This is a genomic window from Bacillus horti, from assembly GCF_030813115.1.
GTDB classification, from domain to species: Bacteria; Bacillota; Bacilli; order Caldalkalibacillales; family JCM-10596; genus Bacillus_CH; species Bacillus_CH horti.
The window spans coordinates 64,777-90,908 of the sequence record NZ_JAUSTY010000015.1 but is presented as its reverse complement, the minus strand read 5'-3'; the positions used below and the strand labels follow the sequence as shown (position 1 = coordinate 90,908).

Annotated in this window: 20 protein-coding genes; 1 reads left to right on the top strand and 19 read right to left on the bottom strand. The window is 40.3% G+C overall.

Going from position 1 to position 26,132, the window contains the following annotated elements:
• Positions 1-6: 6 nt before the first annotated feature.
• From J2S11_RS16240 to J2S11_RS16190, 11 genes are all read right to left on the bottom strand, one after another.
• Positions 7-513 (bottom strand): GNAT family N-acetyltransferase, encoded by a 507-nt coding sequence (locus J2S11_RS16240; protein WP_307396283.1) that lies wholly within the window; start codon positions 511-513, stop codon positions 7-9.
• Between the two features lie 193 nt (positions 514-706).
• A complete protein-coding gene (locus tag J2S11_RS16235; protein WP_307396281.1) occupies positions 707-2,062 on the bottom strand; it encodes a helix-turn-helix domain-containing protein in 1,356 nt (451 codons plus the stop codon).
• A 12-nt stretch (positions 2,063-2,074) separates the two neighbouring features.
• The gene (locus J2S11_RS16230) at positions 2,075-3,211 is read right to left on the bottom strand and encodes a M20 family metallopeptidase (RefSeq protein WP_307396279.1); all 1,137 of its coding nucleotides are present in this window, start codon (positions 3,209-3,211) and stop codon (positions 2,075-2,077) included.
• 80 nt (positions 3,212-3,291) lie between these two features.
• The gene (locus J2S11_RS16225; RefSeq protein ID WP_307396278.1) at positions 3,292-4,299 is read right to left on the bottom strand and encodes an ABC transporter ATP-binding protein; all 1,008 of its coding nucleotides are present in this window, start codon (positions 4,297-4,299) and stop codon (positions 3,292-3,294) included.
• The gene (locus J2S11_RS16220) at positions 4,299-5,285 is read right to left on the bottom strand and encodes an ABC transporter ATP-binding protein (RefSeq protein WP_307396276.1); all 987 of its coding nucleotides are present in this window, start codon (positions 5,283-5,285) and stop codon (positions 4,299-4,301) included. Before J2S11_RS16220 ends, J2S11_RS16225 begins: the two co-directional genes overlap by 1 nt.
• Positions 5,286-5,298: 13 nt before the next feature.
• The gene (locus J2S11_RS16215; RefSeq protein WP_307396274.1) at positions 5,299-6,225 is read right to left on the bottom strand and encodes an ABC transporter permease; all 927 of its coding nucleotides are present in this window, start codon (positions 6,223-6,225) and stop codon (positions 5,299-5,301) included.
• A gap of 12 nt (positions 6,226-6,237) precedes the next feature.
• Positions 6,238-7,155 (bottom strand): ABC transporter permease, encoded by a 918-nt coding sequence (locus J2S11_RS16210; RefSeq protein WP_307396272.1) that lies wholly within the window; start codon positions 7,153-7,155, stop codon positions 6,238-6,240.
• A 143-nt stretch (positions 7,156-7,298) separates the two neighbouring features.
• On the bottom strand, positions 7,299-8,894 hold the full coding sequence (locus J2S11_RS16205) for an ABC transporter substrate-binding protein (protein ID WP_307396270.1): 1,596 nt from the start codon (positions 8,892-8,894) through the stop codon (positions 7,299-7,301).
• 122 nt (positions 8,895-9,016) lie between these two features.
• Positions 9,017-10,219: a M20 metallopeptidase family protein gene (locus J2S11_RS16200; protein WP_307396268.1), complete on the bottom strand. Its 1,203-nt coding sequence runs from the start codon at positions 10,217-10,219 to the stop codon at positions 9,017-9,019.
• Positions 10,220-10,233: 14 nt separating this feature from the next.
• Complete coding sequence (locus tag J2S11_RS16195) at positions 10,234-11,583, bottom strand: M20/M25/M40 family metallo-hydrolase (protein ID WP_307396330.1); 1,350 nt, start codon at positions 11,581-11,583, stop codon at positions 10,234-10,236.
• A 22-nt stretch (positions 11,584-11,605) separates the two neighbouring features.
• Complete coding sequence (locus J2S11_RS16190) at positions 11,606-12,958, bottom strand: amidohydrolase (RefSeq protein WP_307396266.1); 1,353 nt, start codon at positions 12,956-12,958, stop codon at positions 11,606-11,608.
• Between the two features lie 505 nt (positions 12,959-13,463).
• Between J2S11_RS16190 and J2S11_RS16185 the strand changes: the two genes are divergently transcribed.
• Complete coding sequence (locus J2S11_RS16185; protein ID WP_307396265.1) at positions 13,464-13,856, top strand: reverse transcriptase-like protein; 393 nt, start codon at positions 13,464-13,466, stop codon at positions 13,854-13,856.
• 23 nt (positions 13,857-13,879) lie between these two features.
• Here J2S11_RS16185 and J2S11_RS16180 read toward each other — a convergent pair whose 3' ends face one another.
• From J2S11_RS16180 to J2S11_RS16145, 8 genes are all read right to left on the bottom strand, one after another.
• The gene (locus J2S11_RS16180; RefSeq protein ID WP_307396328.1) at positions 13,880-14,755 is read right to left on the bottom strand and encodes a 5'-3' exonuclease; all 876 of its coding nucleotides are present in this window, start codon (positions 14,753-14,755) and stop codon (positions 13,880-13,882) included.
• A gap of 521 nt (positions 14,756-15,276) precedes the next feature.
• Positions 15,277-16,233: a cell wall hydrolase gene (locus J2S11_RS16175; protein ID WP_307396263.1), complete on the bottom strand. Its 957-nt coding sequence runs from the start codon at positions 16,231-16,233 to the stop codon at positions 15,277-15,279.
• 265 nt (positions 16,234-16,498) lie between these two features.
• Positions 16,499-19,003, bottom strand: coding sequence for a hypothetical protein (locus tag J2S11_RS16170; RefSeq protein ID WP_307396261.1), 2,505 nt, complete (start codon positions 19,001-19,003; stop codon positions 16,499-16,501).
• Positions 19,004-19,032: 29 nt separating this feature from the next.
• On the bottom strand, positions 19,033-20,451 hold the full coding sequence (locus tag J2S11_RS16165; protein ID WP_307396259.1) for an ABC transporter substrate-binding protein: 1,419 nt from the start codon (positions 20,449-20,451) through the stop codon (positions 19,033-19,035).
• A gap of 71 nt (positions 20,452-20,522) precedes the next feature.
• Positions 20,523-21,374 (bottom strand): ABC transporter ATP-binding protein, encoded by an 852-nt coding sequence (locus tag J2S11_RS16160; protein WP_307396257.1) that lies wholly within the window; start codon positions 21,372-21,374, stop codon positions 20,523-20,525.
• A gap of 2 nt (positions 21,375-21,376) precedes the next feature.
• Positions 21,377-24,247: an ABC transporter permease gene (locus J2S11_RS16155; RefSeq protein ID WP_307396256.1), complete on the bottom strand. Its 2,871-nt coding sequence runs from the start codon at positions 24,245-24,247 to the stop codon at positions 21,377-21,379.
• Between the two features lie 6 nt (positions 24,248-24,253).
• Positions 24,254-25,324 carry an efflux RND transporter periplasmic adaptor subunit gene (locus J2S11_RS16150; RefSeq protein ID WP_307396327.1) on the bottom strand — a complete coding sequence of 357 codons (1,071 nt, stop codon included), beginning with the start codon at positions 25,322-25,324 and terminating at the stop codon, positions 24,254-24,256.
• Complete coding sequence (locus J2S11_RS16145) at positions 25,272-26,009, bottom strand: ABC transporter ATP-binding protein (RefSeq protein ID WP_370875547.1); 738 nt, start codon at positions 26,007-26,009, stop codon at positions 25,272-25,274. Before J2S11_RS16145 ends, J2S11_RS16150 begins: the two co-directional genes overlap by 53 nt.
• Between the last annotated feature and the right edge of the window lie 123 nt (positions 26,010-26,132).

Genomic DNA, 26,132 nt, shown 5'->3' with positions numbered 1-26,132 from the left:
ATCTTCTCATCTCGTTAATTTGTTTTGATAGTGTGACTTCAATTTCTTTAAATACCACGCATCCATAGCTGAATGCTCTGATCCTTCAATCGGTTCTGTTAAAAGCATAAATCCATATTTAACATACAGGGCACTGGCAGCCACTAGCTCATGCCTAGTTTCCAAATAGCAATAATCATAGTGCTTCTCCGCAAAGTGTAATGCTTTGTCCATTAAAAGCCTAGAATATCCCTTACCTTGGGCTTCTGAAGAGAGATATAGCTTTTGTAGCTCACAGATCCTTTTAGCTGCATTAAATTCTGCGATTCCTACTCCTCCCTGTACTCTATTCTCTTTATCTACAATAACCCAATACATAGAATGAGGATGACGATGATAAAAATGATAGAGTTCTCCTAAATGAGGATCATAATAAGCCGTTCCTTCTATGTTTAATCCAACTGATTCCAAAGATTCTTGGATAATTTCTTTAATCCTAGTATTGTCCCTTATTTCAATTTCTCTAATGCGCATATCACTTTCTCCCTTTACACAATCCCTCAGTCTATTTTTTACATTCTATATATCTAATTGTAACTGTTTCTATTTTAACATTTTATTAAACAGAAAAATAAATAAACAACTCGACTATCAATATTCACAAATACTAACAAAACCCTCTTTAGGATATCTACATCCACTTAGAGGGTTTGCTTTTTTAGTTGAATCAATTATTGATCTGTACTTGGTCTGTATCCGTCCATTTGAAATGATACACCTTTCGTGGGCGACCTCTAACTCCCGGCTGTTCCTCTCCCACTTCTATGACTAGCTTTAGCGTATGCAGCTCCTTTAATATCCTCCTGGCACTTCGATCTGTAACATGTAGCCAGTGCGAAAGCTCTTGAGCAGTCACCTGATCTTTTTTGTAATGCTGAGAAAGAGCATAGATTTTCGATATGGTGCTAAAGCTTATCGTTGCATCATCCTTATTTTCGAGTGTTTTTTTCTGGATAGAGGCTAGCGTATGACGGGTAGAGTACATAATATTTTGATCTAGATTTAATGGTCCCATTACTGTCCCATCCTGAAGTACCTTCATCACACAGGGCTCCTTCTTTTCTTGGGCAAATTGAAGAGCCTTTCTAGCGTTTGCTTCTGCCTCGTGAACAGTATACCCGTTTCCTATACCAACATGAATATGGAATTTAGTCAGCTCCTGCAACCGCGAAGGTAGGGATTGAAGCTCCTGATTTTGTTCGACTTCCTCTAATTCTCCCCATGTAGCAAAAATAAAGTACAAGCCATCCCCAATCCTTACAGATGAACCTCTCGTTTTTTCTGAGAAATCAATGAGAAATTGCTCAAGCTTCTGCTCTCTTCTTTTCATTTCATAGGTCTGTTTCCTTCTTAAAGAAATCCATTCCTTACTATCTACCTCGATCGCTATAACACTAACCTGTGAACGCTGATAAGCAATAGATTTAGCCTGATTCAATATATCAGGAAAAGTCCTTTTGATAATATTTTGAGTTGGGACAAGGCGATAAGCAGGTATTTGATCCTCTATTAATCTTTCATGTACTCGATTAATACAAGTCAGACACAGATCCACCTGCCCAGAAAAATATAACTCTTTATGATATTGGTAGACTTCCTCTTCCTCTACATAGCTATCGAAGGGAAGAGTGTTGAATTGGACATCCAAGCCAGCATCCTCTAACGCATTTTCAACATCATCATGATCTAAAGTATCGAAGCTTAGTCGATTCCAGCGCTGTTCATGATTCAGAATCACCTTAATAAAGGTTCTATAAAGACTAGAGCCAGCTAAAGGAGGATAAAAAGCCTCCTCCTTCTCCACCAAAGATTTGTCTACAGCATATGTGTATGGAACCATTCCAGAAAAAAGCCAAAAATCAATATCCTGAGCTTGATATTCTGGAATTAATGTCTCAATTTCATTAACCACACCATAAATGATTGGTGTAAACTCCAGTTGATTAGCATAATATTTACTACCAATGTTAATCATTCGTTTAACAGAATCCTCTGGTCCCACTATTCCTACGACTAACTTCATTAAGCATTCTCCTTAAGAAAGCTTTTTAATGGTCTCTGCTAGTACCAAGGAACGCTCCACTAAAGTTTCTAGTTCTAAATACTCATGCTCACTATGGGCACTTCCGCCTACAGGTCCTAACCCATCTATTGTAGCAACTCCTAGGGCGGATGTGAAGTTCCCATCTGATCCGCCACCAGTTTTAGTATCCTTTAAAGTTACACCATACTCTAGGGCTGCTTGCTTAATGACCTTGAGTAGACTTTCGCTTTGTTCATTTAGAAACATAGGTGGGCGGCCTACACTACCTGTCAATTCTACTCTAGTTCCTTCCACATCAGGCTTTGAGCATATTTCCTCAACAGCTTTTGTCACATATTCAGCCTGCTCTTGAGTTACTACACGTACATCAATGTGAGCCGTAGCGAAAGGAGCAACAGTGTTGACTGATGTTCCTCCTTCTATTAATCCAGCGTTTAAGGTCAAGCCCTCCTCATAATTGGTAAGAGCATGGATCTTAATGATCTTATGTGCCAGCTCTTCAACTGCACTACGTCCCTTTTCTGGTTCGATACCAGAATGTGCAGCTTTTCCATGTACCGTTAGAGTAAATCGCCCTCCTCCTTTCCGTTGAGAAACGATGGAATGATCCGCTCTACCAGGCTCTACAATCAGTGCATATTTTTTATCTGCGGCCAGTTTTTCAATAATTGGTCTAGAGGAGACAGATCCTATCTCCTCATCACTATTCAAGACAATTTGGACATTTTTGTAAGCATCGCTACCCATTTCAATTAATCCCTTCATGATATAAAGCACCTGAACCTGACTTGCTTTCATATCTATAACTCCTGGTCCATACGCTCTTTTCTCATCTCTAGAAAAAGGCCTTTGCTTCGCTGTTCCATCCGGAAATACCGTATCCATATGAGCTACAATAATAATATTCGTTTCCCCGGCATCCTTATGCTTAATCGATAAAGTGTTGCCATACTGATCGCTCTCGTGAACCGTTACATGAAATCCTATCTGCTCGTACTCCTTCTGAAGAATAGCTCCGACTTGATCAATGCCTTGCTTATCATAAGAGCCGCTATCTATGTTTACTAACTTCTCTATTAACGAAAGCATTTCTTCTTGTTTTTCTGTAAAATACTGCTTTAGCTTCATTTATTCAAACACCTCTCTCTAGCCATTTACTATTAAAATATTAATAATGACTCCTTAAACCTATAGTCTAAATTTAGAGCTTAGTTATTAATAATAACACCAGTACCTTCTTCTAACGGGTAATGACAGGCTACCATATGTCCATCACCATGATCTATTAATTCAGGTATCTCTTCCTTACATCTATCCTTTGCATAAGGACAACGAGTATGGAAGCGACAGCCTGAAGGAGGATTAGCAGGGCTAGGCATATCTCCTTCTAAAATGATTTGCTCTTTCTTATCCCTAAGCTTAGGATCTAAGATAGGTACAGCAGATAACAACCCCTCTGTATAGGGGTGCAACGGCTTGCTAAACAATTGATCCTTTCTGGCCAGCTCTACAACTTTACCTAGATACATAACAGCAACACGATCACTGATATGCTTTACAGCTGGTAAACCATGTGCAATGAAAAAATACGTTAGATTAAATTCCTTTTGAAGCTTTTTTAACAGATTTAAAATTTGGGATTGAATCGATACGTCTAACGCTGAAACAGGCTCATCACAGACGATCATCTTTGGCTTTAAGGCTAGTGCTCTAGCAATTCCTATCCTTTGACGCTGCCCCCCACTAAATTCATGTGGGAACCGATTCGCATAAGATTCATCCAAGCCAACAACCTCTAGCAAATCATAAACCTGCTTGCGTAGCTCCTTACCTCGTGCAACCTTATGTGTTCTAAGCGGTTCTGCGATAATATCGAAGACTCTCATCCTTGGATTCAGAGATGAGAAGGGATCCTGAAAGATCATCTGAATATCCTTTCTCTTTTTACGCATCTCACTTTCCGAGAGCTTAGTTATATCTTCACCTTCAAAGAAAACTTCTCCTTCTGTCGGCTCAAGCAAACGTAAAATCACATTTCCTGTAGTCGATTTACCGCAGCCAGATTCTCCAACGATTCCAAGAGTTTCTCCAGCCTTCACCTTTAGGTCAATACCATCTACAGCACGTAAATATTGCTTTTTCTTCTTTAGAAAGCCTTCAGATAGCTCAAAGTATTTCTTTAATCCCTTTATTTCAAGAATATATTGTTCTTCCATTAGAGCGTCACCTCCCCGTCCTCATGCAACCAACAACGCACCTGATGTCCTGGTTTTAAATCCTCTAGCACTGGCGCTTCCTCAACACATTTATCCATGGCGTATGGGCAGCGCGGATGAAAGCGACAGCCTTTTGGCATACTTCTTGGGTTAGGTACTGTACCTACAATTGACTCAAGCTCATCCTTTAAATCGTGAATTCTAGGAGTACTATTTAGAAGTCCTTTTGTATAAGGATGCTTCGGCTCTTCAAATAACGTAAACACATCTGTCTGCTCCACAACCTGTCCCGCATACATAACGATGACTCGATCAACCATTTCCGCGATAACCCCTAAATCATGAGTAATTAGGATGATAGACGTATCATTTTCACGAATAAGCTCTCTCATCAAATGTAGAATTTGAGCCTGTATCGTTACATCTAATGCCGTAGTCGGCTCATCTGCAATCAACAGCTTTGGGTTACAAGACAGAGCCATTGCGATCATCACACGTTGTCGCATTCCTCCACTTAAAGAGTGTGGATAGGAGGAATACACTTTTTCAGGTCTAGGTATCCCTACCATTTTCAGTAGCTCGATTGCTTTTACTTTGGCCTCCTCTTTGGAAGCATTCTGATGAAGACGGATGACCTCTGCCACCTGATAACCAACGGTAAAAACTGGGTTTAGCGACGTGAGCGGCTCCTGGAAAATCATAGCAATATCATTTCCGCGAATATGTCTCATTTCTCTTTTGCTTGCTGTTCTGAGATCTTTTCCTTCAAATACGATCTTTCCACCCGTTACTTTTCCAGGCTGTCCGACTAACCCCATAATAGAGAGGGAAGTCACACTTTTACCACTACCTGATTCACCAACAATTCCAACAGTTTCTCCTCTCTTCAACTGAAAGGTTACACCGTCAACGGAAGGAACAACGCCACTTTCAGTATAAAAATACGTTTTAAGCTCTTGGATATCTAATAATGCCTGATCATTCATCTGCTATTCCCTCCTATCGACGTCCTTGAGATCTAGGATCTAATATGTCTCTAAGCCAATCACCTAAAAAGATAATACCTAACACAGTAATTGTAATCGCTACACCTGGAAAGGTTGCTACCCACCAGCTAGTTGCTAAATAATTCCTACCCGAACTGAGCATTCCACCCCAAGATACGTGTGGAGGCTGAATTCCTAACCCTAAGAAGCTCAAAGAGGCCTCTAAGATAATCGTACTTGCTACACTTAAAGTAGCAATGACAACAAAGGAAGAAAATACATTTGGCAGAATATGCTTGACAATTATGACAATATTTTTTGTCCCAATAGACTTAGATGCTTTTACGTACTCACGCTCTTTTACACTCAGCACCTCACCACGAACGACCCTTGCGTAGTTCACCCAATTTGTAAAACCTATGATGATGATAAGGTTCAATAGACTCGCCCCAAATACTCCAATGACAACAAGAATCAACAAGATATTGGGTACAGCAAGGAATGCATCGACCAATCTCATTAATACATTATCTAAGAACTTCCCATAGTATCCTGCCACTAGGCCAACCACAAGCCCGATGGCCCCAGCAACAATAACAGCCGCAACCCCAACTAAAAGGGACACTCGTGAACCATAAAGGATTCTACTTAAAATATCTCGTCCAAGATTATCTGTACCTAGAATATACTCTGAACTTCCCCCCTCCATCCAAACAGGAGGCTTTAGCATGTTAGCCGTATTTGGTAAAGCAGGGTCATATGGAGCAAGAAGAGGTGCAAACAAAGCAATAAAAATAGTGATCATAACAATGAATAAGCCTGCTGTTCCAGTTTTACTTTTTAACAAAAGCCGAGTCCAACGCGTCAAAGTACTTGGTTGTTTAGGGAGAACCGGCTCTACCGTTTCGGCGGCAAGATGATTGTGAGTATTAGCTGACATGGCTGCTCCCCCTTAATTATAATTAATTCTTGGATCTAAGAATCGATAAATAATGTCTGATAATAGATTAATAGCAATAACCATAAATGCTATAACAAACACCGCTGCTTGCACAATAGCCATATCTCTAGCATTTACAGCCTGTACTAATAGCTGACCAAGCCCTGGCCAAGAAAAGACTGTCTCTGTAATCAGTGTTCCACCAACTAACGTAGAAGTCTGTAAAGCCATAATCGTAACAACTGGAATAAGTGAGTTTCTGAATGCGTGTCGGTAGACAACAAGAGATTCTCTTAACCCTTTGCTCCTTGCCGTACGAACATAATCCTGATGTAAAATTTCAATCATGCTAGAGCGAATCAGTCTAGTCATTTCAGCAGCAATACCCGTTCCTAAAGTAATAGCAGGTAACACTAAATGATTAATTGTTCCTCGACCAGATACCGGAAAAATCTGATAGGTCACTGCTAGTAGCAAAATTAACATGATCCCAAGCCAAAAGTTAGGCATTGCTTTTCCTAAAACAGACCCACCTGTAGCTAGTAAATCAACATACGAATTTTGCTTGGTAGCCGACCATATCCCTAGAGGAATAGCTAGGATCGTAGCAACAATCATAGAGGCAATAGCTAATTCAAGCGTTGCCGGCAGTCTTTCTAATACGATAGGCAGGGCAGGCTGATTATATCTAAATGAATTTCCAAAATCCCCAACCAGCATATTCCCCACGTACGTTCCATACTGAACAAGGAAAGGTCTGTCTAAATTCAAGGCTGCCCGCAACGCTGCACGATCCTCTTCTGTTGCATCCTCTGGCAGCATCAAAGAAACTGGATCACCTGCTAAATGGACCAAGGCAAAAACAAAAAAAGAAATAATAAATAACACAGGGATAATTTGCAGAAGTCTTCTTATGATGTATTTCGTCATGTTTTCACCTCGTCAAAAAAAGTATAGAAGGCTAAGAAGGATTTACTCTCCTTAGCCTAAAGGTAGTCTTTCATAGTTTTGCTTACTGAAACTTCTCTACTGAGATAGAATCTTTAATCTTATTTACTTTCGTTTCAGAATTCTTACTTTCGTGTAATATCATCAACGATTAACATCTCATCAATACGAGGAGTAAAGTCAATTCTATCGCCTACGCCATAGTTACTCTTTTCTTGGTGTAGATAGATGTGTGGTCTACCCTCAGCAATAATTTCTTGAATGCGTTCATATTGCTCAGCACGCTCTATTGGATCCATGTTAACTCTAGCTGCTGCAATAAGCTCGTCCACTTCTGAATCATTGTAATCCGTCTCTCCAGCTGCACGATCAGACTGGTATAGGTCAACGGCTAAATCAGCATCAAACATAGAGTTACCAAAGCCAATCATGTAAATTTCTTTATTCGTTTTGGAGTTACGCATTTCAACAAAGTTACTCCATTCCATAAACTCTAGGCTTGCATTAATATTAATCTCTGATAGCATACTCACGATAATTTCAGCCACTTCACGATCTTGTAGGTAACGCCCATGTGGAGATTGGAAGGTAATATCGAAACCATCCGCGTAACCTGCTTCTGCCATAAGCTCCTTCGCTCTTTCAAGATCATACAAGTACGTATTAAATAATGATTCGTTAGCACCAAAGTTACCAGGAGTAACACGAGTACGTGTTGGAGTCCCAGCTCCTCCTAAAATATGTTCAGTAATCGCTTCATTGTTAATAGCAAGATCAATCGCCTCAACGACACGTGGATCAGAAGTAGGTAGACCTTCTGTCTGTCTTATAGTAAGCATGATAACACGGTTAGCGTCACCAACAATTACGTTTGTTCCATCATTTCCATTAATACGATCCCACTCATTAGGAGGTACGTTCATGGCAATATCTACTCCACCTGTTAAAAGCTCCGCAACCCTAGTTGATGCCTCAGGGATAACACGGAAGACAAGTCTATCCCATTCCTGATTGTCTCCCTCCCAGTAATCTTCATGTGCTTCGAAGACTACGCGATCATCTCGCATCCACTCTACAAATTTGTATGGACCAGAACCGATTGGATTTGATAAGAAATGATCCCATCCGTTCTCTTCGATATAATTTTTAGGTAGGATACCTGAACCGATCCGAGATAAACGGTTAAGTAAAGCTGGCTGAGGTCCATCCGTTATAATTTGGAAATTTAATTCATCTATAACATTAACCTCTAAAATTTGCCTATAGTTTGGATACTCCCTTAATGAGCTGTCTGTAGCTACCCTTTCAAGAGTAAACTTAACATCCTCAGCTGTTAACGGATCACCGTTATGGAACGTAACATCAGGCTTTAAGCGAAATTCCCAAGTTGTATTGTCAACCAAGTCATAGTACTCTACTAAATCTCCACTAAGGACCTTGTTTTCGTCCCCTTTAAAAAGATAGTTAAAAACATTAATATGAATGGCTTCTGTTGATGTATTATTGTGATCGTGGATATCGAAAGATACCATATCTGTACCCATAGCAACAGTTAAAGTTCTATTCTCTTCAGTGTCTGTGCCTGCTTCACTTCCACCAGTTGAAGAGTCACTGCCACCTTCTGAAGAAGATGAACTGTCTGTACTTCCACCACCACAACCAGCCAGTATAAACAATATCGCTAACATACTAATGAACCCTAGCTTCCAAAATCGTCTCACAAATACTCCCCCTTTTTTGTGTCTTGCATGTATTAAGAAAGAAAATGACAGATGATTAATTGATCATAGTGTATAGAATTTAGATGATGTGGTATGAAGAGACACTACGATACGATGTACATCTAGCTATTTTCTAATCTCCGAAGTGCAGATAAGGCAAATTGTGTAAGCATAGCGGAGCCTAGTGGTAGCGCATCCTCATCAATATCAAACATCGGATGATGTAACGGAAAAGTCGTTCCTTTCGATTCATTTCGAATACCTAGTCGAAAGAAAATACCTGGTACCTGCTGAGCATAATAGGAGAAATCCTCTCCACCCATCGAGGGCTTAGCAAGTGAAAGCTTACCTGTTCCCAGAATAGTATCAGATGCTTCCTGTAATATCGGAATAAGAGTCTCATCATTAATGACGGAAGGATATCCATATTCATATTCCAGCTCATGTGTTGCACCAAACGCATCACATATTCCCTTCACAACTCTGTTCATCTTCTCTTCTATTTCAGATCGGAGCTGCAAATCCAAAGTTCGAACTGTTCCCTCTAAACGCACACTCGGGGCTATTACATTCCGAGCATATCCACCTTCAATTTTTCCTATAGTTATGACTAAGGGGGCGATAGGATCAACCTGTCTACTCACAATTTGCTGTAACGCCGAGACGACCTCAGAGGTAACAGCGATTGAATCAACAGATAGGTGTGGATGAGCTGCATGCCCTCCCTTACCATGAATCGTTAAATTGAACATATCCGTTGCAGCACTACTTAGACCAGGACATACGGTAGTAAAGCCTGTTTCTGCTGTGTGATGAACATGTAAGCCAGAGATGATTTCTACATCTGGATTTTTTAGAACTCCATCCTTAATCATCTCATTTGCTCCACCAAAACCTTCCTCTGCTGGCTGAAAGATAAGCTTAACTTGACCTTTCTTAGGTTTATTCTTTGTTAAAAGAGTCGCAGCCCCTAGTAGGATCGTCGTATGTGCATCATGACCACATAAATGAGCTTTTCCCTCTATCTTTGAAGCGTAAGGAACGTTCTTTGCGTCCTGGATCGGCAAAGCATCCATATCAGCACGCAACGCTACAGTTGGACCAGGCTCATCCCCTTTGATCAACCCAACAACACCGGTTCTCCCAATTCCGCTTTGAAACTCAATCCCCAATTGACGAAGCCTCTCTTGAACAAACAAAGAGGTATCATTCTCTTCAAAGCCTAGCTCTGGATGCTGATGCAAATGCCTTCTCCAGGCAATTAACTCTTGATGGATGTTTTTTGCGTCAGCAAGCAGCTGACTCTCTTGTTTGGTCTCGTTCATCACTTAGCCCCCTCTCAGTCTTTCCCAGTATGAGCAAACTCATGGACAATCGTAGCCATCATTTTAATTCCTTGGATGTAATCCTCTACTTTAATATTTTCATTAGGAGCATGATTTTGAGAGCTATCATTTCCAACTCCCAATGAAACTGCAGGTATGCCAAGCTCCTGGCAAAGGATATACATAGGACCAGTTCCTGGTGACATGCGATTGATCGTTGGTGGTCTACCGTATACTTTTTCTACGTTCTGAAGAACAGTCTGTACTAGAGGGTCATGTATATCTGTCTTTGCCGGATGCTCACCTGTAAATGTAATGATTTCTATGTCCTCAAACCCATGCTTATCTAAATGGTTGCGCAATAGCTTGCTAATTTCAGCAGGATCTTGGTTGGGAACTAGACGAAAATCAAGCTTTACCCTAGCCTCTGAAGGTAATACTGTTTTCGCTCCCTCCCCTGTATATCCTGATTCAATCCCACAAATGGTACAAGTAGGTTGGAAAATGAGCTTTTCCTTTAATGGAACTCCTGTAAGATTCAGTAGAAAGTTATCTAAATCAAGACGCTTTAGTGTCGCTTCTTCTTCATAAATCATTTCCTCTAGAAGCTCTAACTCTGCTTCATCAGGCTTTAAAACACGGTCATAAAACCCTTCAATAAGGATCTCTTCTTTATCGTTCTTTAATGTTTGTAGAGCCCAAACCAGCCGCCAAGCAGGGTTCTCAATCACAGCAGCGTTAGCCGAATGTAAATCAATGTTTGCTCCCTTGCAGCGCAGCTCTACGTACTGCATTCCCTTAACGCCCAAGCTAACCTGCAGTCGACCATCAGGATTTTTGTAGCCGAACTCCCATATACATCCGTCTGCTTTAAGCTTTTCAGGATACTTTTCTTTAAACTCGTCTAAATGAACACTTCCAATTTCCTCTTCGCCTTCGAAAATAAATTTGACGTTTATCGGCATCTCACCATATACGTTTAAATACGCGTGTACAGCAGCCAATCTAGCCACCAGATTTCCTTTATTATCGGCCACTCCTCTGGCATAAATCTTACCGTCTCTGATTTCCGCTCCAAATGGATCACTATTCCATAAATCTAACGGATCCTCTGGCTGAACATCATAATGGTTATAAAAGGACAAGGTCTTTTCCTTGCCAGTATTTATTTCTCCGTAAACGACAGGATAACCTGACGTTTCCAGCAATTCAACCTTTGCGTGGGTATGCTCACTAATCATCTTTTGAACCATGTCTGCCGTTTCTTTCATCCCTCGATTTTGTGCAGCTACACTAGGCTGTCTACAAAGCTCCTGCAACCACTTAATGTACATGTCCTTGTTCTCTTCAATATATTGATACACCTTGTCCAAGTTGATCTTCCCCCTAACCTTTATTGTGATCATTACCTTGTTCGTCACCTGTTGATAGATGATAGACGATTCTAGAGAACGCTTCAATCGCTACTTCTAGTACCTCCTCTCTGTAATCAAAAAGTGGGTGATGATGTCCAGCCTCTAACGGACTACCGAATAACATATATGTTGCTTGACCGCCTTGCTCCTTGACCCTCTGAAGCATATAACAGACATCCTCAGACGCTCCTAATTCTGCTGATTCTTTAATTTGTTTGATCCTTGAGCTTCCTTGCCACAACTTTTGTATTAGATATGTAAGCTCCTGATCACATGAACTGCTAATCCCTTCCCCCACAATCTCAACTCCGGCTTGTACATCATAAGCCATTGCTGCTGCTGTGATGATACGTTTAACCTCTTTAACCATATATTGATTCAAATCAGTAGTTTGACCACGTGTTTCTAGTTCCAATAAACTATATTCTGGAATTATATTTCTTCCCTCTCCTGCATTCATTTTCCCCACGTTAACCCGAGTAATGCCTTCACCGTGTCGGGGTATACTGTGGATCTGTAAGGCTGCTGCTGCACCAGCTTGTAATGCATTTCTCCCATTTTGTGGCTCCTGTCCAGCATGAGCAGACTTTCCTTTGAACTCAACGTTAAGCTTTGTTGTAGCTAAAAAGTTGGAAGTACTTGCAGCTACCTCACCAAGCTCAAATACTGAAAACCCAATATGTCCCGCTAAAAAATAATCAACACCTTCTAGCCAGCCTTTCTCAACCATAGCTTTTGCTCCCCTGCTTCCTTCCTCTGCAGGCTGGAAAAGCAGGGTAAAGGTCCCTGTTAGCTCTTCTCTGCATTCATGGATAAAATGAGCTAGTCCTAGACCAATTGTCATGTGTCCATCATGACCGCATGCGTGCATGACTCCTGGATGCTTAGAATGAAACTTCAATCTGTATGGGTCATGCTTGGCATCCTCAAACTCTTGAATTGGTAGGGCATCGATATCGAACCTTAAAGCGATATGAGGTCCTTCTTTTCCTGTATCAAGCTTGGCAACAAGTCCAGTATGACCATCCACCATTTGCTCTAAATACTCTTCTGGAACTCCTTCCTCTTTAGCTCTTACAACAGCCGCATAAGATTGCTGACGATCAGGGAGTCCTAATCGGAAAGAACTAGATAATACCTCTCTCCCGATGATCACATCATAACTTAACTTTTCTAAAATTTGCGCAATTTTAAATGTTGTCCTATACTCCATCCAGCCAAGCTCTGGATGTTGGTGAAAATCCCTTCTCCACCTTACAAGCTCCTCTGAGTATTTTGTTATAAATTGCTCAAACCTTGACTCATAACGTGTCCATTTTTTCATAAAATCATGCTCCAGTCCTAGATGTCCTGAAATCATTACGGTTATTTTCCTTAAATAGTCCTTAAATTGTTGAACATAATATATCATATTTTTTCGACAATTTTCAATAGAAAAAACAAAATTATTTGTCAGATTTTTTTACATTTTGCGTGTTTTTAATCTATTTATAATAGATATCGGCTACAATTCACTCTATTTTTACAATTTAATACTAAATTCAGCAATATTTTTTATATTTTTTTAACTTTTGATTTTTAGGAAATATTTTTAAGGGTAAGATTAACCTCTCTTACTTGCTGAACTTATCGATCTTTTATGTTAAAATAAAGTCCGAAAATAAGAATGATTATCGATAGTCAGACTTAATTTAGGCTTATTGTACTATCGAGCTACTCGTTCATTTTATGATCTGAATTTATAGGTTAGTTCATCTAGCTTAGCTGTTTCTATCACATTGCGAGATTCTTTTCGTGGTTCTTGCAAAAAAGATGAAAGGAGTCATATGATGATAAAAGTTTATATAGATGGAGCAAGTGCCGGGGATCCAGGACAATCAGGAGCAGGAATATACATCAATCATGGTGGGGGAAATGTAGAGCATATTTCAAGACCACTTGGTCTTCTTACTAACCATGAGGCAGAATTCGAAGCTTTATTGATCGCGCTAAAGCATGGAGAAGAAAGGAAATGGGCTATCGTTTCTTTTCATACTGATTCACAGCTGGTCGAGCAAGCAGTTGAAAAACGCTTCGTTAAAAATAAAAAATATCAGCCCTATCTAGAAGAAGCTTTAGAGCTGATATCGCATTTTGATCTGTTTTTTATTAAATGGATCCCGAGTAAAGAAAATCAAGTGGCTGATCAATTAGCTCGTGATGCTATTAGATTAAATCTATAATTAACTGATTTCCTATTTGTTGCTTAGCTAATCAATTTCTTTAAACTATTAAACTCTAAAACCTCAAACTGATCTATGACCTTGGCTGGATTCATGCTCCACACACAATCCTCAAGGACGCAGGAAACAGGGACATCACAACGAATCTCTGCTAGCTTCCTAGACAGGTGCAGCATGTCGATATCCTCGTTAATCTTCTTCTGAACACTAGGCTTCAGCTTGTCCAGATTCTCTAAGATGCCATTAATAGAACCATATTCTTGAATAAGTTTAATGGCTGTCTTCTCTCCTATTCCTTTGACACCAGGATAATTATCACTTGTATCACCCATTAAGCCTTTTACATCTATCATTTGTGCTGGTGTAATTCCTTTTTCCTCTAGCAGCAAATCACTAGTATACACCGCATAATTGGATGCGCCTTTTTTCATAATGATAACCTCGATATTATCATCTAGTAGCTGCAAGCTATCATGATCTCCAGTTAAGATTTGCACCTTCGACTCTCTACTGTGCAGCTTGGCTAAGGTCCCGATACAATCATCTGCTTCATATCCAACTAAACCAACATTAGGCACATCAAAGCTTGAAACGACCTCTTTCACCAAATCAAATTGGGGAATGAGTTCCTCAGGTGGAGCTCCCCGGTTCGCTTTATATTCTGTAAAAAGCTCATTCCTAAACGTTCTGCTTCCCATATCCCAACAGCAAATAACATGAGTAGGCTGAAACGTAACAATGGCATCCCAAAAATATTTAACAAAGCCAAAAACAGCATTTGTAGGTAAGCCAGCAGATGTTTTTCTTATGTAGCCATGGTGAGAATTGGCAAAAAAACCGCGAAACAATAAGGCCATACCATCAACTAGCATGACTGATTTTTGCTCATTCATAGTAATCTCCTCCCGAACATAGAACACTCATTTCCTAGCATGTATGCATACATTCCGAACATAGAACACTCATTTCCTAGCCCGAATGTATATATTTTACGCAACTTACACTCTCTGTGCCTTCGCACTGTTTATTGCATCTCTAATAGTTCATTATATCATATTGTTAGCTTATTATATAATTTAAGAAATGAACTGTTAAACAAATCCCCATCTGTAACGGACATATTTGACTCTTAGAACCATTTTTGGGCTAATTAAATCTCTAACGGTCATAAGCTACCCTTACAATGAAAATTCATATGTTTTGATACATTAATTAGGCTCTAAGATGCAATTTTGACCGTTAGAATTGAAAGAGTTTAAATTCTTCCACCTAAGGTACAATTTTGACCGTTAAAACTAATCCTACATTAAAATGTGGAAAGACGCCCTCTACTCAACTTTGGAGTAGAAGGCGCCTTCTGTACATAAACTAATTATCCTCTGATTCTCTTTTGGGACATCCTTATTTAACCAATGCTTGCCTATCTGACAAATCGATGGTTCCCAAAGGTAGCTATAACTTCCTTACTTGTAAAGAAAGAATGTCTAGTTACATTGGGGTTGAAGAAGTATAAAGCACCTCTGGCATATTCCTTTCCACCCAATACTTCTCTAGCCGCATTAACGGCCGTATCACTTGGAACCGTTTGTTCAAAGGTTCCGTTATGAGCAGGTGGAAATTGTCCAGGATGATAAATAACGTCACGAATCGTGTCTGGAAAGCTAGAATGTGCTACTCGATTCATAATGACATTACCTACAGCAATCTGGCCTTCATACGCTTCATATCCAGCCTCAATAAAAATAATTTTGGCTAGTAAATTGACATCCTCAGCAGACAGTGGTGTGCTTAGATACTCAGGAGCCAGTACACGGAGCTCTTGACCGACGGCTAAAAATCCATCGTCTGTATCATTCACTCTCTTTAATTCTCCAACTGAAAGAGAAAATTCTTTACTGATAGACTCTAAAGAGTCTCCTTTTTCAACGATATATGGTGCAACTGTTGTTAAATGTGCTGTTTTTGTTGTGCCCTCCCACATTAATCTAGTATGTAGGATTTCAGAGATATGCTTTAGGGGTAGATATACTCTCCCGTCCTCCATAAATGGTTGCGTATCCATTAGATATTCTGTACCATTCATAGCTACGAGCTTACTCCCTACATTAAACCATATTTGATCGTTAAACGCTGTCTTCACTTCTACCTGCTGTGTGTTCTTATGCCAATTAACTTCGATATCTAAGGCCTCTGATAGTAATCTTAGAGGTACAAAGATTCTTCCATCCTTCATATACAAAGGATCCTTCAAGGGTACTTGCTCCTGATCTAGCTGTACACTTGAACCATGGATTTCTTCAGTAAGTGCCTTCCCCTCTGTGGCAAATACACACAGTGCTAAGGTGATAGCAAAAGCTATACTGATATACTTTTTCATGTTTCCCTCCCTTTGATACTTATGATGCTGAGTTAATCAACAATCATTTTTACATTCTAGCATATAATTACTATTCGGTAAAATGCCCGTTTTATTACCGTTTAGCTGATAGAAAAACTTTTGATAAGTAGCGCAACTTTTTCGAACCTTGCCCTATATCTAGCTTAGAACTCTATAAAAACTATAAAATTTCTCGAAAAAAAGCCCCTTTCTTTTTGAGAAAGAGGCTTTCAAAGCTATAAATTTCTTAATTCATTCACAAAAATTATTGATACATAGAAAAGTTTGCGATTTGTCTTCGACCATTTTCAAAATTCTCATATACTCTAATATACTGAACATCATCAGGAGAGAAATTAATATACTCTGTTCCACTCTTTGAATTACCATCTGCTTCAACATTAAGCGTCTGAGTATGCACCACATCGCCATTACTCTTAACAACTTCAAATGTCAGAGACTTCTCTGAACCGTCATCTATTACGGAAGTACGAGATTTACTAAACTGATATTGTATATTGCCTTGTTCATAATTAGGCATCATTCTACCAATCGTAATACTCACTCCACCCAATCTATGACTAAAGGTTCCATCACTATGGTAAGTTGGAGCACCAGGATTAGGAATTCCTTGGTTATCCCTTGTCACCTTGAAGCTGACAGCATTTGTCATGATCTCACTATCTTCCTGAAGCGGCTGACCAAGCACTAAGCTTAGATCTCTAAGCTCCATATCCGTAGACAGCTCTGTCCAATAGGTTACAATAGCTGAGCCACGTGGACTAATTAGCTGATCTTTATTCTTCAGATAAGCTGGGAAGATATCTCCGTCTCTAGTTTCAAAGTAACCTTGGAAGGAAGGAACCTTAATTGGACGGTTATCTTTATTTTCAACTAGGAACGATGTTGTAATGATATTTGAGCCAGATACACTATAACGTCCAGTACTATGCAGCTTCATTGTACTTTCGCGACCAATGTAGCTTGACTGATGAGCATCATTATGTGCAACCTGAGGCAGACGAATATTTCGACTTAAAACGTTAAATACAGCAAGATCTCCAGAATCAATAGTCTGCCCTTCCTCAGTAGTTTGCATATCCTGTAAATGGATAATGAGCTGACGAATATTTACGTCATCAGGCACTTTACCCCACATATGCACACTAACCTCTTGGTTAGCATATAAAGAGGATTCTGTAGGCTCTAACGCTTTTGCTGGAACCGTTTGTTGACCAATAAAGTTTAATCGTCCTCCTAGCTGAGGGAACGGTACTGTATAGTTATTAGGATTCTTTAGCTTAATTTCATAAGACAGGATATTATCAAATGATGAAGCTGCTGGATACGCATGGATATTCTCCATGCTTAGCTCGTACTCATAGCCATCAATCTTAACGTTTGTTGTCCTTCCAATTTCAGTGAAATTCAGATATAGCTGTTCCACATCTAGTTCAAAGCTAGCTAACGGGAAGGATTGCTGTGAGCTGCCTTCTTCCTGTGGCTCAGAGATAACAAGCTCAAAATCTTCAATTTGCTCATCTGCTGGAAGCTCTACGATGAGATCGATGCTCTTCTTGAATTTAGGACGAAGCTCTGTATCAGCACCATTTCCTCTCGCAGTAACTGGATAGGTATATCCATTGCTACCTGTCATTGAGTAGCGGTAGGCTGGTAAATCTACAGCTTTTACCCCTTGATTCTCAAAATTTAAGCTCACTCGAACGATCTTGCTTTGATCTCTGTTATTTCCATCATTAATTAAGAGTACATCCGTTATCGTTGTTCCAATAGGCTCACCATCAACCTCTAATGCATGAGTTTCTCCTTTACCAGTGCTTTCAGATTGATCCTGATCAGCAAGACCTAAGTCAAAGCTAGCTAGAGGTACAGAAAATTCATAGGTTAGCTCCTCTTTAGGCTCAGAAACAATTAGTTCAAAGGATTCAATATCTGCATCTACGGGAAGCTCCGCTGTTAAGTTAATACTTTTCTCAAGCTTTGGTAATAAATTCTGCGGTTCATCCGTTGGTGTGTATGTTACAGGGTAGGTATATCCATCCCCACTTCTAAGTACATATTCATAATTAGGGACTTGTACAGGTCTTAGACCTTGGTTGATTTGAGACACTCTAAGCCTTACTTGCTTACTGCTACTTCCCGTAACCATCTGTGAGCTAGTTAAAGCCATCCCAACCTTAACACCATCTACATCAACGGCATGTCGTTTGCCCTTCTCAATCGGAGAGAGAACAAATTTTTCTGGCAATTTAAAGGTATATATCTGCCTTTGATAGTTAGCCGTAGTAAAATCCCACTTGATCAAACGAACGACTAAATCTTCTGCTGTAATTTGATTAGGGACTAAAGTGTAGTATGAAAAGGTCTTAGAGCTAGAAGGCAAAACCTTATTTCCTTGTCCCTCGTCGACAAAACTAACAGGGAATCTAGCATTATTTGTAGACTGCATTTGAATCCAATACGGGTAAAAATCTAACGCTTGAGCAGACTTATTTTTGACTTCAAACGTTGTATAAAGAACCTGTCCACCTTTAGTTGGAATCAATTGAACATTTTTCAGAGAGATCGTATTTTCTCCAAGAAACTTGATTTCCTTTCCTAGATCCCTTAAATCGAAAGCTTCTTTAGCTGCTTTAAGATCTGCTGAAGCAGTTGTGTTGGCCCATGCTGGTGCTGGAAGTGCCGTAGCACTTCCCAGCATAGTTGTAACTAAAAGGGCAGCAACTGCTTTTTCTTTGTAGTTAGTCATTTGTTGGCAAGCCTCCCTTATGTGAAAGTTTAAAAGCCTATCGTTGGTGGTTCTAGTGGTTCTTCTGAGTCAAGGGCTTCCTGACCTTTTGTTTGTATTTCCTCTATAGCTTCTTGTACTGTCTTATCACCGTTAATCACAGCTCTCATCTCTTGATCAGCAACGTTAAATACCTGCCAAACTCTTTCGGAATTTGATCTCATCATAGACTGATACGTATCCGGAGCTGGTGTTAAAGCGAAAAACGCTTCAATATTTGCTGGTCCATCCGTGGAGTTCTGATTGTATTCCGCAACAGAAACAAAACTATAATCATTACGTGATCTAATCTTTAGCATTGATTCACTATTGTTAAATTCAATAAAACTCCAAGCCAAGTTAGCATTCGAAGAATTTCTGTTAATGGCCATTAATCCATTAAAGCTAACTCCGCCACCAACCCCAGGAGCTGATGCATGTGTAGGAACGGTTACCACATCCCAATCAAAATGCTCTGCTTCTGTGTCATACATTCTTCTGTTAGACAAGTTAGATAGCTCATAGCTTTGAGAGATAGACATGGCTGCTTTTCCACGATAAAAGGCCTCATAATAATTCATCATATCGTCGTTCCACTCGCCACTTTCAGACTGTGGTGGCCGTGACATAACACCATCTATATACATACCTGTATACTCAGATAAAGCCTGCTCCCAATCTGGTGTGTTCACTACTACATTTTCACCAGTATCATCAATAAGAGAAAGCCCTAGTGGTGCAGCATAACTGGTTATAAACTCATAAATACTAGCGTCACCATAGTTACTCCAAAGTCCATACACTTGATCTTCGCTATCCCCTAAAGGAAACTGCTTCGCAAGATCAATAATTTGTGGCCAGGTCATATTATCCGTCGGGAATGGTACATTGTACTGCTGAAATAAATCTTTATTGTAGAACAGGGCTGTTGATTGAAACATTGGAGCTAAAGCATAAAGACTTGTTCCATCCCCTGCTGCACGAATCCCTTCCCTAATAGCTGGAACCAGGCTATTTACATCAAAATCACTATTATCCATAAAAGTGTCCAAAGGCTGTACAAGACCTTCATCAACTAGATAAGAAAGCATGGAAATATCCGAGTCTAGCATGATAACATCTGGTGGAGTTCCTTCTGTTAGGAGACGCTTAATTCTTTCACGTGGATCCTCTTGCTCCACCTCTTCCCCTTGATTTGGGTTATGAGGCTCATACAAAGGAGTAAAATCAATTTCAATATTAGGATTAGCGATCTCAAAATGATCGGTCCACTGCTGTCTTATATAGTTATCTTCTCCCCATCCTCCTAAAATCCGAAGAACCTGTGGTCCTGCATCGGCATCACTTTCATTTGAAAAACAACCTGCTAGCAAAGTTAGCATAAAAGTGGCCACTAAAACTAAACTAATTAACCTTTTTGTCTTTTTCAAGCTACTCTCCCCTTTTCAACGTTTTACTTAACATTTCTATCATGAATCTATGCAGAAATACATAGAAAGCATTATTCTTTTGGAGCACGTATCGTAATTTTTTCACCATCAAACTCCATTTTAACGCGATTACCAACCTTTAGTTGTTCGAGATAGTCTCTCGGAACCTGTAATCTCCCAACCTTATCTAGAACTACATATTCCTCATGACTCTCATCTGGATTTTGATCGAAATCTCCAGCTTCCTTCCTCCGTAAAAACTCAGAAACCGTCATTCCATCACGTATCGCTATGACTCGATCAACTTTTTTCGCTAAAGAAGGATCATGGGTAACAATAACGACCGTTAAACCAAACTCTTTATTAAACCTACGGAATATATCTAAAATCGTATCTGCTGTTTTCGTATCAACTGATCCAGTAGGCTCATCAGCCAAAAGAATTTGAGGCTCATTTACGAGAGCGATTGATATCGCTACACGCTGCTGCTCCCCTCCTGAAAGCTGATGCAGCTTATTATGCATACGATCCTTTAAGCCTACCGCTTCCAATAACTCCATTGCTTTTTTGCGATCCGATTTGCCATAAAGCATCATCGGAATTTCTACGTTTTCTAGAGCTGTTAAATATGGGATCAGGTTTCTAGCGTTGTTTTGCCATACGAAGCCTACTGTTTTACGCTTATATTCAACTAAATCCTTCTCAGACATTTTTAGCAGGTCCCATTCTCCAACTCGTACCTGACCGGCTGAAGGCTGATCTAGTCCTCCAAGGATATTTAGAAGAGTAGATTTACCACTTCCACTATTCCCTATGATCGCCATCATCTCACCTTGTTCAACGTTGAAGTTTAAGCCCTGTAACGCTACAACCTCTAAATCAGCAACCTTGTAGATTTTCACTAAGCTTTCACATTGAATCATGTTTACCTCTCCTCTCCGAGTTTTACAGCCTGATGAACCTTCAGCTGACTAATTCTGAAGACGAGTAAGCCTAAGCCAATTAAAATCATACATAAAATCACGACGTATAGACGATTTAAGTCACTCTGTTCAACAACAACCTGGAATGGAGGAGCTTGCCTAGACACATCCTGACCGATTTGAAGAAACGGTAAAAACAGCTTACTAGTGATTTGCCCAAAAGCGACCCCAATCACAACGGCGAATCCAGCTGTCATGATCTGTTCGGCGAATAGCATGGAAAGTAATTGCTTTTTAGAAATACCCATGGCTCGTAAAACCCCAAATTGCACAATACGATTCTGTAAAGCGAAGAACCAATAAAGAACAAAGCCGGCCAATGATACGGCTGAAGCAACCAAAAATCCTAAGCTTAATATACCTGAGAGACCCGCATTGCTTGGATGCTGTCCTTGAATAATAATCTCGTTGTTGACATCCTCAGCATACGCAAGATAAATGTTATTCTCAGCAAGAATTTCAATAAGGTCAGACGTTCTTGTTCCTTCTTCTACGCTCATCCAAACCTCATAGGGAGCCAATGGCGCCATATCTTGGAAGTAATTCAGATTTCCAATGAAAAACGGCATTTCCTGCGGGTATAAGCTAGGCCAATAGGGAATCACCGCTACGATAACAAAATCTACGGATGTCCGATTAATCGTCAGCCTTACACTATCTCCTGGAGATAAACCATGCCTCTCTGCCGCTTGCTGAGATACAATGACCGCTGACTCTTCCTGCCCCAAAGCGTTTAGGTAAACATTTTGATGAGCTGGAAGCGTTGTTCGTTTAAACCACCCCACCTCGGCAAAATCCTGCACATCAATACCCATAATCATGGAATTCCCTAAATTTTTACTTCCTACAGAAGCAGCTCCTCTTTGTGTGTAAACTCGAGCAGCATGTTTGACTCCAGGAAGTTCATTAAAGATTTGAAAGGGAGGTTCAACATACGTTGCATTCACATTCTGTTCACCACCACCAGATCCTCCGGGATTACCTCCCCCACCTCCAGGCGGTCCTCCGGGTCCAGGTGGAGATGGTGGGCCGGTTGGTGGCGTAGTAGGGCGCTCAATGTGCTGCTCCCAAATTCCCTGCATTACAACGTCTGTTCCATACTGATAGAGCATCTGATCCTTATTATTTGCATCTATTGTTCTTGCAGCAGAAGAGCTATAAATCCCTAGCCCAATCGTTAATATCAATAGAAGCATGATCGCATTGTATTGAGTTGAGGAACGTGATACCTGCATAAGAGTAATATGCAAAGGAACACTTCCAAATCTCTTCCCTACTTTGGAAAATAGGGCCATCAATAAAGGAAATACACGTATTAGGATCATCCCACAAGCAAATAGGAAAATGGAAGGTACAAAAAACAATAGTGGATGAACAGCTAATTGATCTGAGCTTAAGCCCGTACTAACCAGAGTAATTTGCCTTTCATTAAACATGTACCAGCCATACCCGGCAACTCCCAATAAAGCAAAGTCTAAGAAAAAGCGTTGCCAAATGGGCTTTTTAGTCGAACGGGCCGACTGCTGCTTGAAGCTTACTATTGAGCTACGTGCGGCAGATAAGGCAGGAATGATTGTTGCTAGTAAAGCAATAAACACAGCAATTAGACCATATATGTAGATTGTCAAAGTTAAGTTTAATTCTAATGGCTGTCTGTTCACAAATAGCAGAAACCCGTCTGATGCACCAATCACTCTAGCCATTGTTAGGCCTAAGAACGGTCCAATAAGCATGGCTATTCCGCCAAGCAATAATCCTTCAAGTAAGTAGATCCAAAAAATTTGATTTGCACTTCCACCACGACTCCGCAATAAGGCAATCTCACCTTTTTGGCGATCCAAAGCTTGTTTCGATGTCATAACAACATAATAAAGAACTAAAACAATAATTGGAGCAGCTAATGTAAATAAAAGCAGCTGTAGCTGTGTACCCTGATTACGATATTCCTTTAACAAATTAGAGAACGTGACTACGACCTGTGTGTAAGGTAGAAGCTGGTTGCTTCGTACTTCTAGGCTCTCTAATTTATTCATGGCATCAGAGGCTTTACTCATCGTTAGCTCAGCAACATTAAAGTCAAGATACCAGGAGGCATGACCTAATGGAATTTGACGCTCCCTCAGAACGTAATCCTGAATAACATCTTCGTGAACAATAAGGGCTGTGTTTAATGTACTTAAGCCCATATACCAGTAATTTGTCTGTTCGAGATTTGGCTCGTAAGCTCCAACAATTCTAACAGTTAAAGGCTGTGCCGATCCCCCATGATTTTGGATAAGGAATTCATCTCCCACCCTCATTTCAAGATCATACAAGCCTTGCTGTGTAATGATCGCTTCAATCACTCCACCATTGACGGTTGAACTAAACACTTCCCCATCTACCATAGTTATATGATCGGCAAAGTTTGTATACGAATCTAAGGAAACCTGTCTCCGTATATTCGGATTAATCCGTTCCGTATCTACTGGCTGTAATTGGCTAGGTCGCAAACCAGCCATTTGGACACTTTCTCGAATACCTAAATTAAAATAATCCTTAATTTCCTCGCGATAAAATTCATTGACTGCTTCATATTGCTCAAGATTCGTCGGAGCACCTGAAACAGCTTGATAACGGCTTACTATGGCCCCGGCGGAAAGACCAGTTGTTTCATCTCTTATTTCTCTATCTAAAAGTCTTTTTAGTGCACCATCTGTATAGATGGGTATACTCGTAGATAAAGCAACAGAAATGATTAATCCAGTTAGTAAGCTGAGAGTAAGCCATTTGTTGTTCCACATCTTACGATACAGAAGTTTTAAAATTTGCATGGCTTACTATCTCCCTATCACGATTTGACCTTCTTCCAATCCAGATATTACCTCTATCTGAGTTGGGGTTTGCAGGCCAATCTCAATGTCTACGTCACGTCTTCCATTTTCATCTCTTACCTGAACGTAATGTCTATTGTTATACGTTCTTAAGGCACCACCTTGAATAGTTAATACATTTTCCTTTCTTAATGTCACCACTCTAGCATCTAAAGACATCCCTCTCCTTAGACCTTCTGGGAGCTGGTCAACTCCAATGGTAACGTACGTTTCTCGATTAACGTTATTTTCCTCATCCTCATCCTCTTCCTGAGGTAGAGAAATAATTTCCCCAATTAAATCTTCATTCGTTCCAGAGATTCTAACTGTTGCCGGCATGCCAATGGCAATTTCAGCTAAGTCATTCCGGCTAAAGGAAGAAATAGTAACCTTTAAATCTCCAGAGTCTGCTAAAACAATAACTGGCTGAAAAGCCTCCACAGGGTCTCCAACCTTTTTCCTTACAGCAATGACTTCTCCAGAGAATGGAGCTACAATGGTAGAACCTTGAACCTGCTCTAAAAGCTGCTGATGAGCTAGCTTCTGCTTTTCAAACTCCATGGTAGCTCTTTCTAGCTCTATACTGTTATCATTTGCTTCTTCGGCTCTAAGCATTTCTATCATTTGCAGCTCAGCAAGCTTCATATCAAATTCGCTATTTTGGATTTGATACTCTAAGTCTCGTGTATCTAACCGGACTAGGACGTCACCCGCATTAACCTCTTGACCAACCTCTACGTTAATCTCTGATATAGGTAGAGTTGATTCGGAGAAATACAGAGCTTCCTCCCTTGCAGCCATTAGACGACCATTTCCACGTACACTAATTTCCATCGTCTCTCTCTTAACCTCATACTCTGGTTTTTGAGTAGACGTCGGCGGGGCAACAATAGGAACAATTTCATCCACTTCTTCTACTGGAAACAAAGAACATCCTGATAACATTAGGGAGAGGAACATTGCTCCTGTAAGCCCTTTTATCGTATTACTCTTCTTTTTTGACTGCTTCTTCGATGAGCTTTCCGTCGACCATGGCATATACACGATCTACCACCTCCATAATTGCTGGGTCATGGGTGGTCATACATATGGTTATTCCTTCTGATTCTACCAACTCTCTAAATAACTGCATGACTTGAAATCCCATTCTAGTATCTAATTCTGCTGTCGGTTCATCCGCTAGAATAAGAGTTGGTTTATGGGCTATAGCTCTAGCAATTGCCACACGCTGCTGCTCTCCACCACTCAGTTCAAAGGGACGGTGCTTCTTTCTCCCCGTCAAACCAACAAAATCCAAGCACTCTGCCACTCGATCGGACCAAAAACGACGCTCAACGCCAGCCATTCTTAGGCTCAGCTCTACATTTTCCTCTGCTGAAAGCAGAGGCATAAGAGCAAAGGATTGAAAAATAAAACCGTATTGAGCTCGCCTTAGTAGCGTTCTTTCTCGTTCGGGAAGAGCACTGATCTCCTGCTGCTGAAAAAACATCTGCCCGCTCGTTGGCTGATCTAATCCGCCCATAATATTTAAGAGCGTTGTTTTACCAGATCCCGATCTCCCTTTTAAAGCAACTAATTGTCCAGCATCTATAGAAAGGTCAACTCCCTTTAAGGCTTTTAAGGTCGTATTCCCTGTTACAAATTCTCTTTCAATATGTACGGCTCTAAGAACTGTTTGGTCTTTTGCCTTAATCTGCTCCTGTGCCTTTAGGTCGTCTTCCACCCACCATGCTCCTCTCTATATATATTGCACTGGCTATGTTTCTCACCTTAATCTAATCCACCTCCTACTATAATAACGAAATCCTGACCCCTTTAGTTTCACAAAAATGTGTGTTTAGCCAAA

Excerpts from the sequence above, each read along its gene's own strand:
- J2S11_RS16150 (WP_307396327.1), bottom strand. The coding sequence starts at position 25,324 with ATGCCATGGTCGACGGAAAGCTCATCGAAGAAGCAGTCAAAAAAGAAG.
- J2S11_RS16215 (WP_307396274.1), bottom strand. The coding sequence starts at position 6,225 with ATGTCAGCTAATACTCACAATCATCTTGCCGCCGAAACGGTAGAGCCG.
- J2S11_RS16225 (WP_307396278.1), bottom strand. The coding sequence starts at position 4,299 with ATGGAAGAACAATATATTCTTGAAATAAAGGGATTAAAGAAATACTTT.
- J2S11_RS16155 (WP_307396256.1), bottom strand. The coding sequence starts at position 24,247 with ATGCAAATTTTAAAACTTCTGTATCGTAAGATGTGGAACAACAAATGG.
- J2S11_RS16230 (WP_307396279.1), bottom strand. The coding sequence starts at position 3,211 with ATGAAGCTAAAGCAGTATTTTACAGAAAAACAAGAAGAAATGCTTTCG.
- J2S11_RS16220 (WP_307396276.1), bottom strand. The coding sequence starts at position 5,285 with ATGAATGATCAGGCATTATTAGATATCCAAGAGCTTAAAACGTATTTT.
- J2S11_RS16190 (WP_307396266.1), bottom strand. The coding sequence starts at position 12,958 with ATGAAAAAATGGACACGTTATGAGTCAAGGTTTGAGCAATTTATAACA.
- J2S11_RS16240 (WP_307396283.1), bottom strand. The coding sequence starts at position 513 with ATGCGCATTAGAGAAATTGAAATAAGGGACAATACTAGGATTAAAGAA.
- J2S11_RS16200 (WP_307396268.1), bottom strand. The coding sequence starts at position 10,219 with ATGAACGAGACCAAACAAGAGAGTCAGCTGCTTGCTGACGCAAAAAAC.
- J2S11_RS16185 (WP_307396265.1), top strand. The coding sequence starts at position 13,464 with ATGATAAAAGTTTATATAGATGGAGCAAGTGCCGGGGATCCAGGACAA.
- J2S11_RS16235 (WP_307396281.1), bottom strand. The coding sequence starts at position 2,062 with ATGAAGTTAGTCGTAGGAATAGTGGGACCAGAGGATTCTGTTAAACGA.
- J2S11_RS16210 (WP_307396272.1), bottom strand. The coding sequence starts at position 7,155 with ATGACGAAATACATCATAAGAAGACTTCTGCAAATTATCCCTGTGTTA.
- J2S11_RS16170 (WP_307396261.1), bottom strand. The coding sequence starts at position 19,003 with ATGACTAACTACAAAGAAAAAGCAGTTGCTGCCCTTTTAGTTACAACT.
- J2S11_RS16160 (WP_307396257.1), bottom strand. The coding sequence starts at position 21,374 with ATGATTCAATGTGAAAGCTTAGTGAAAATCTACAAGGTTGCTGATTTA.
- J2S11_RS16175 (WP_307396263.1), bottom strand. The coding sequence starts at position 16,233 with ATGAAAAAGTATATCAGTATAGCTTTTGCTATCACCTTAGCACTGTGT.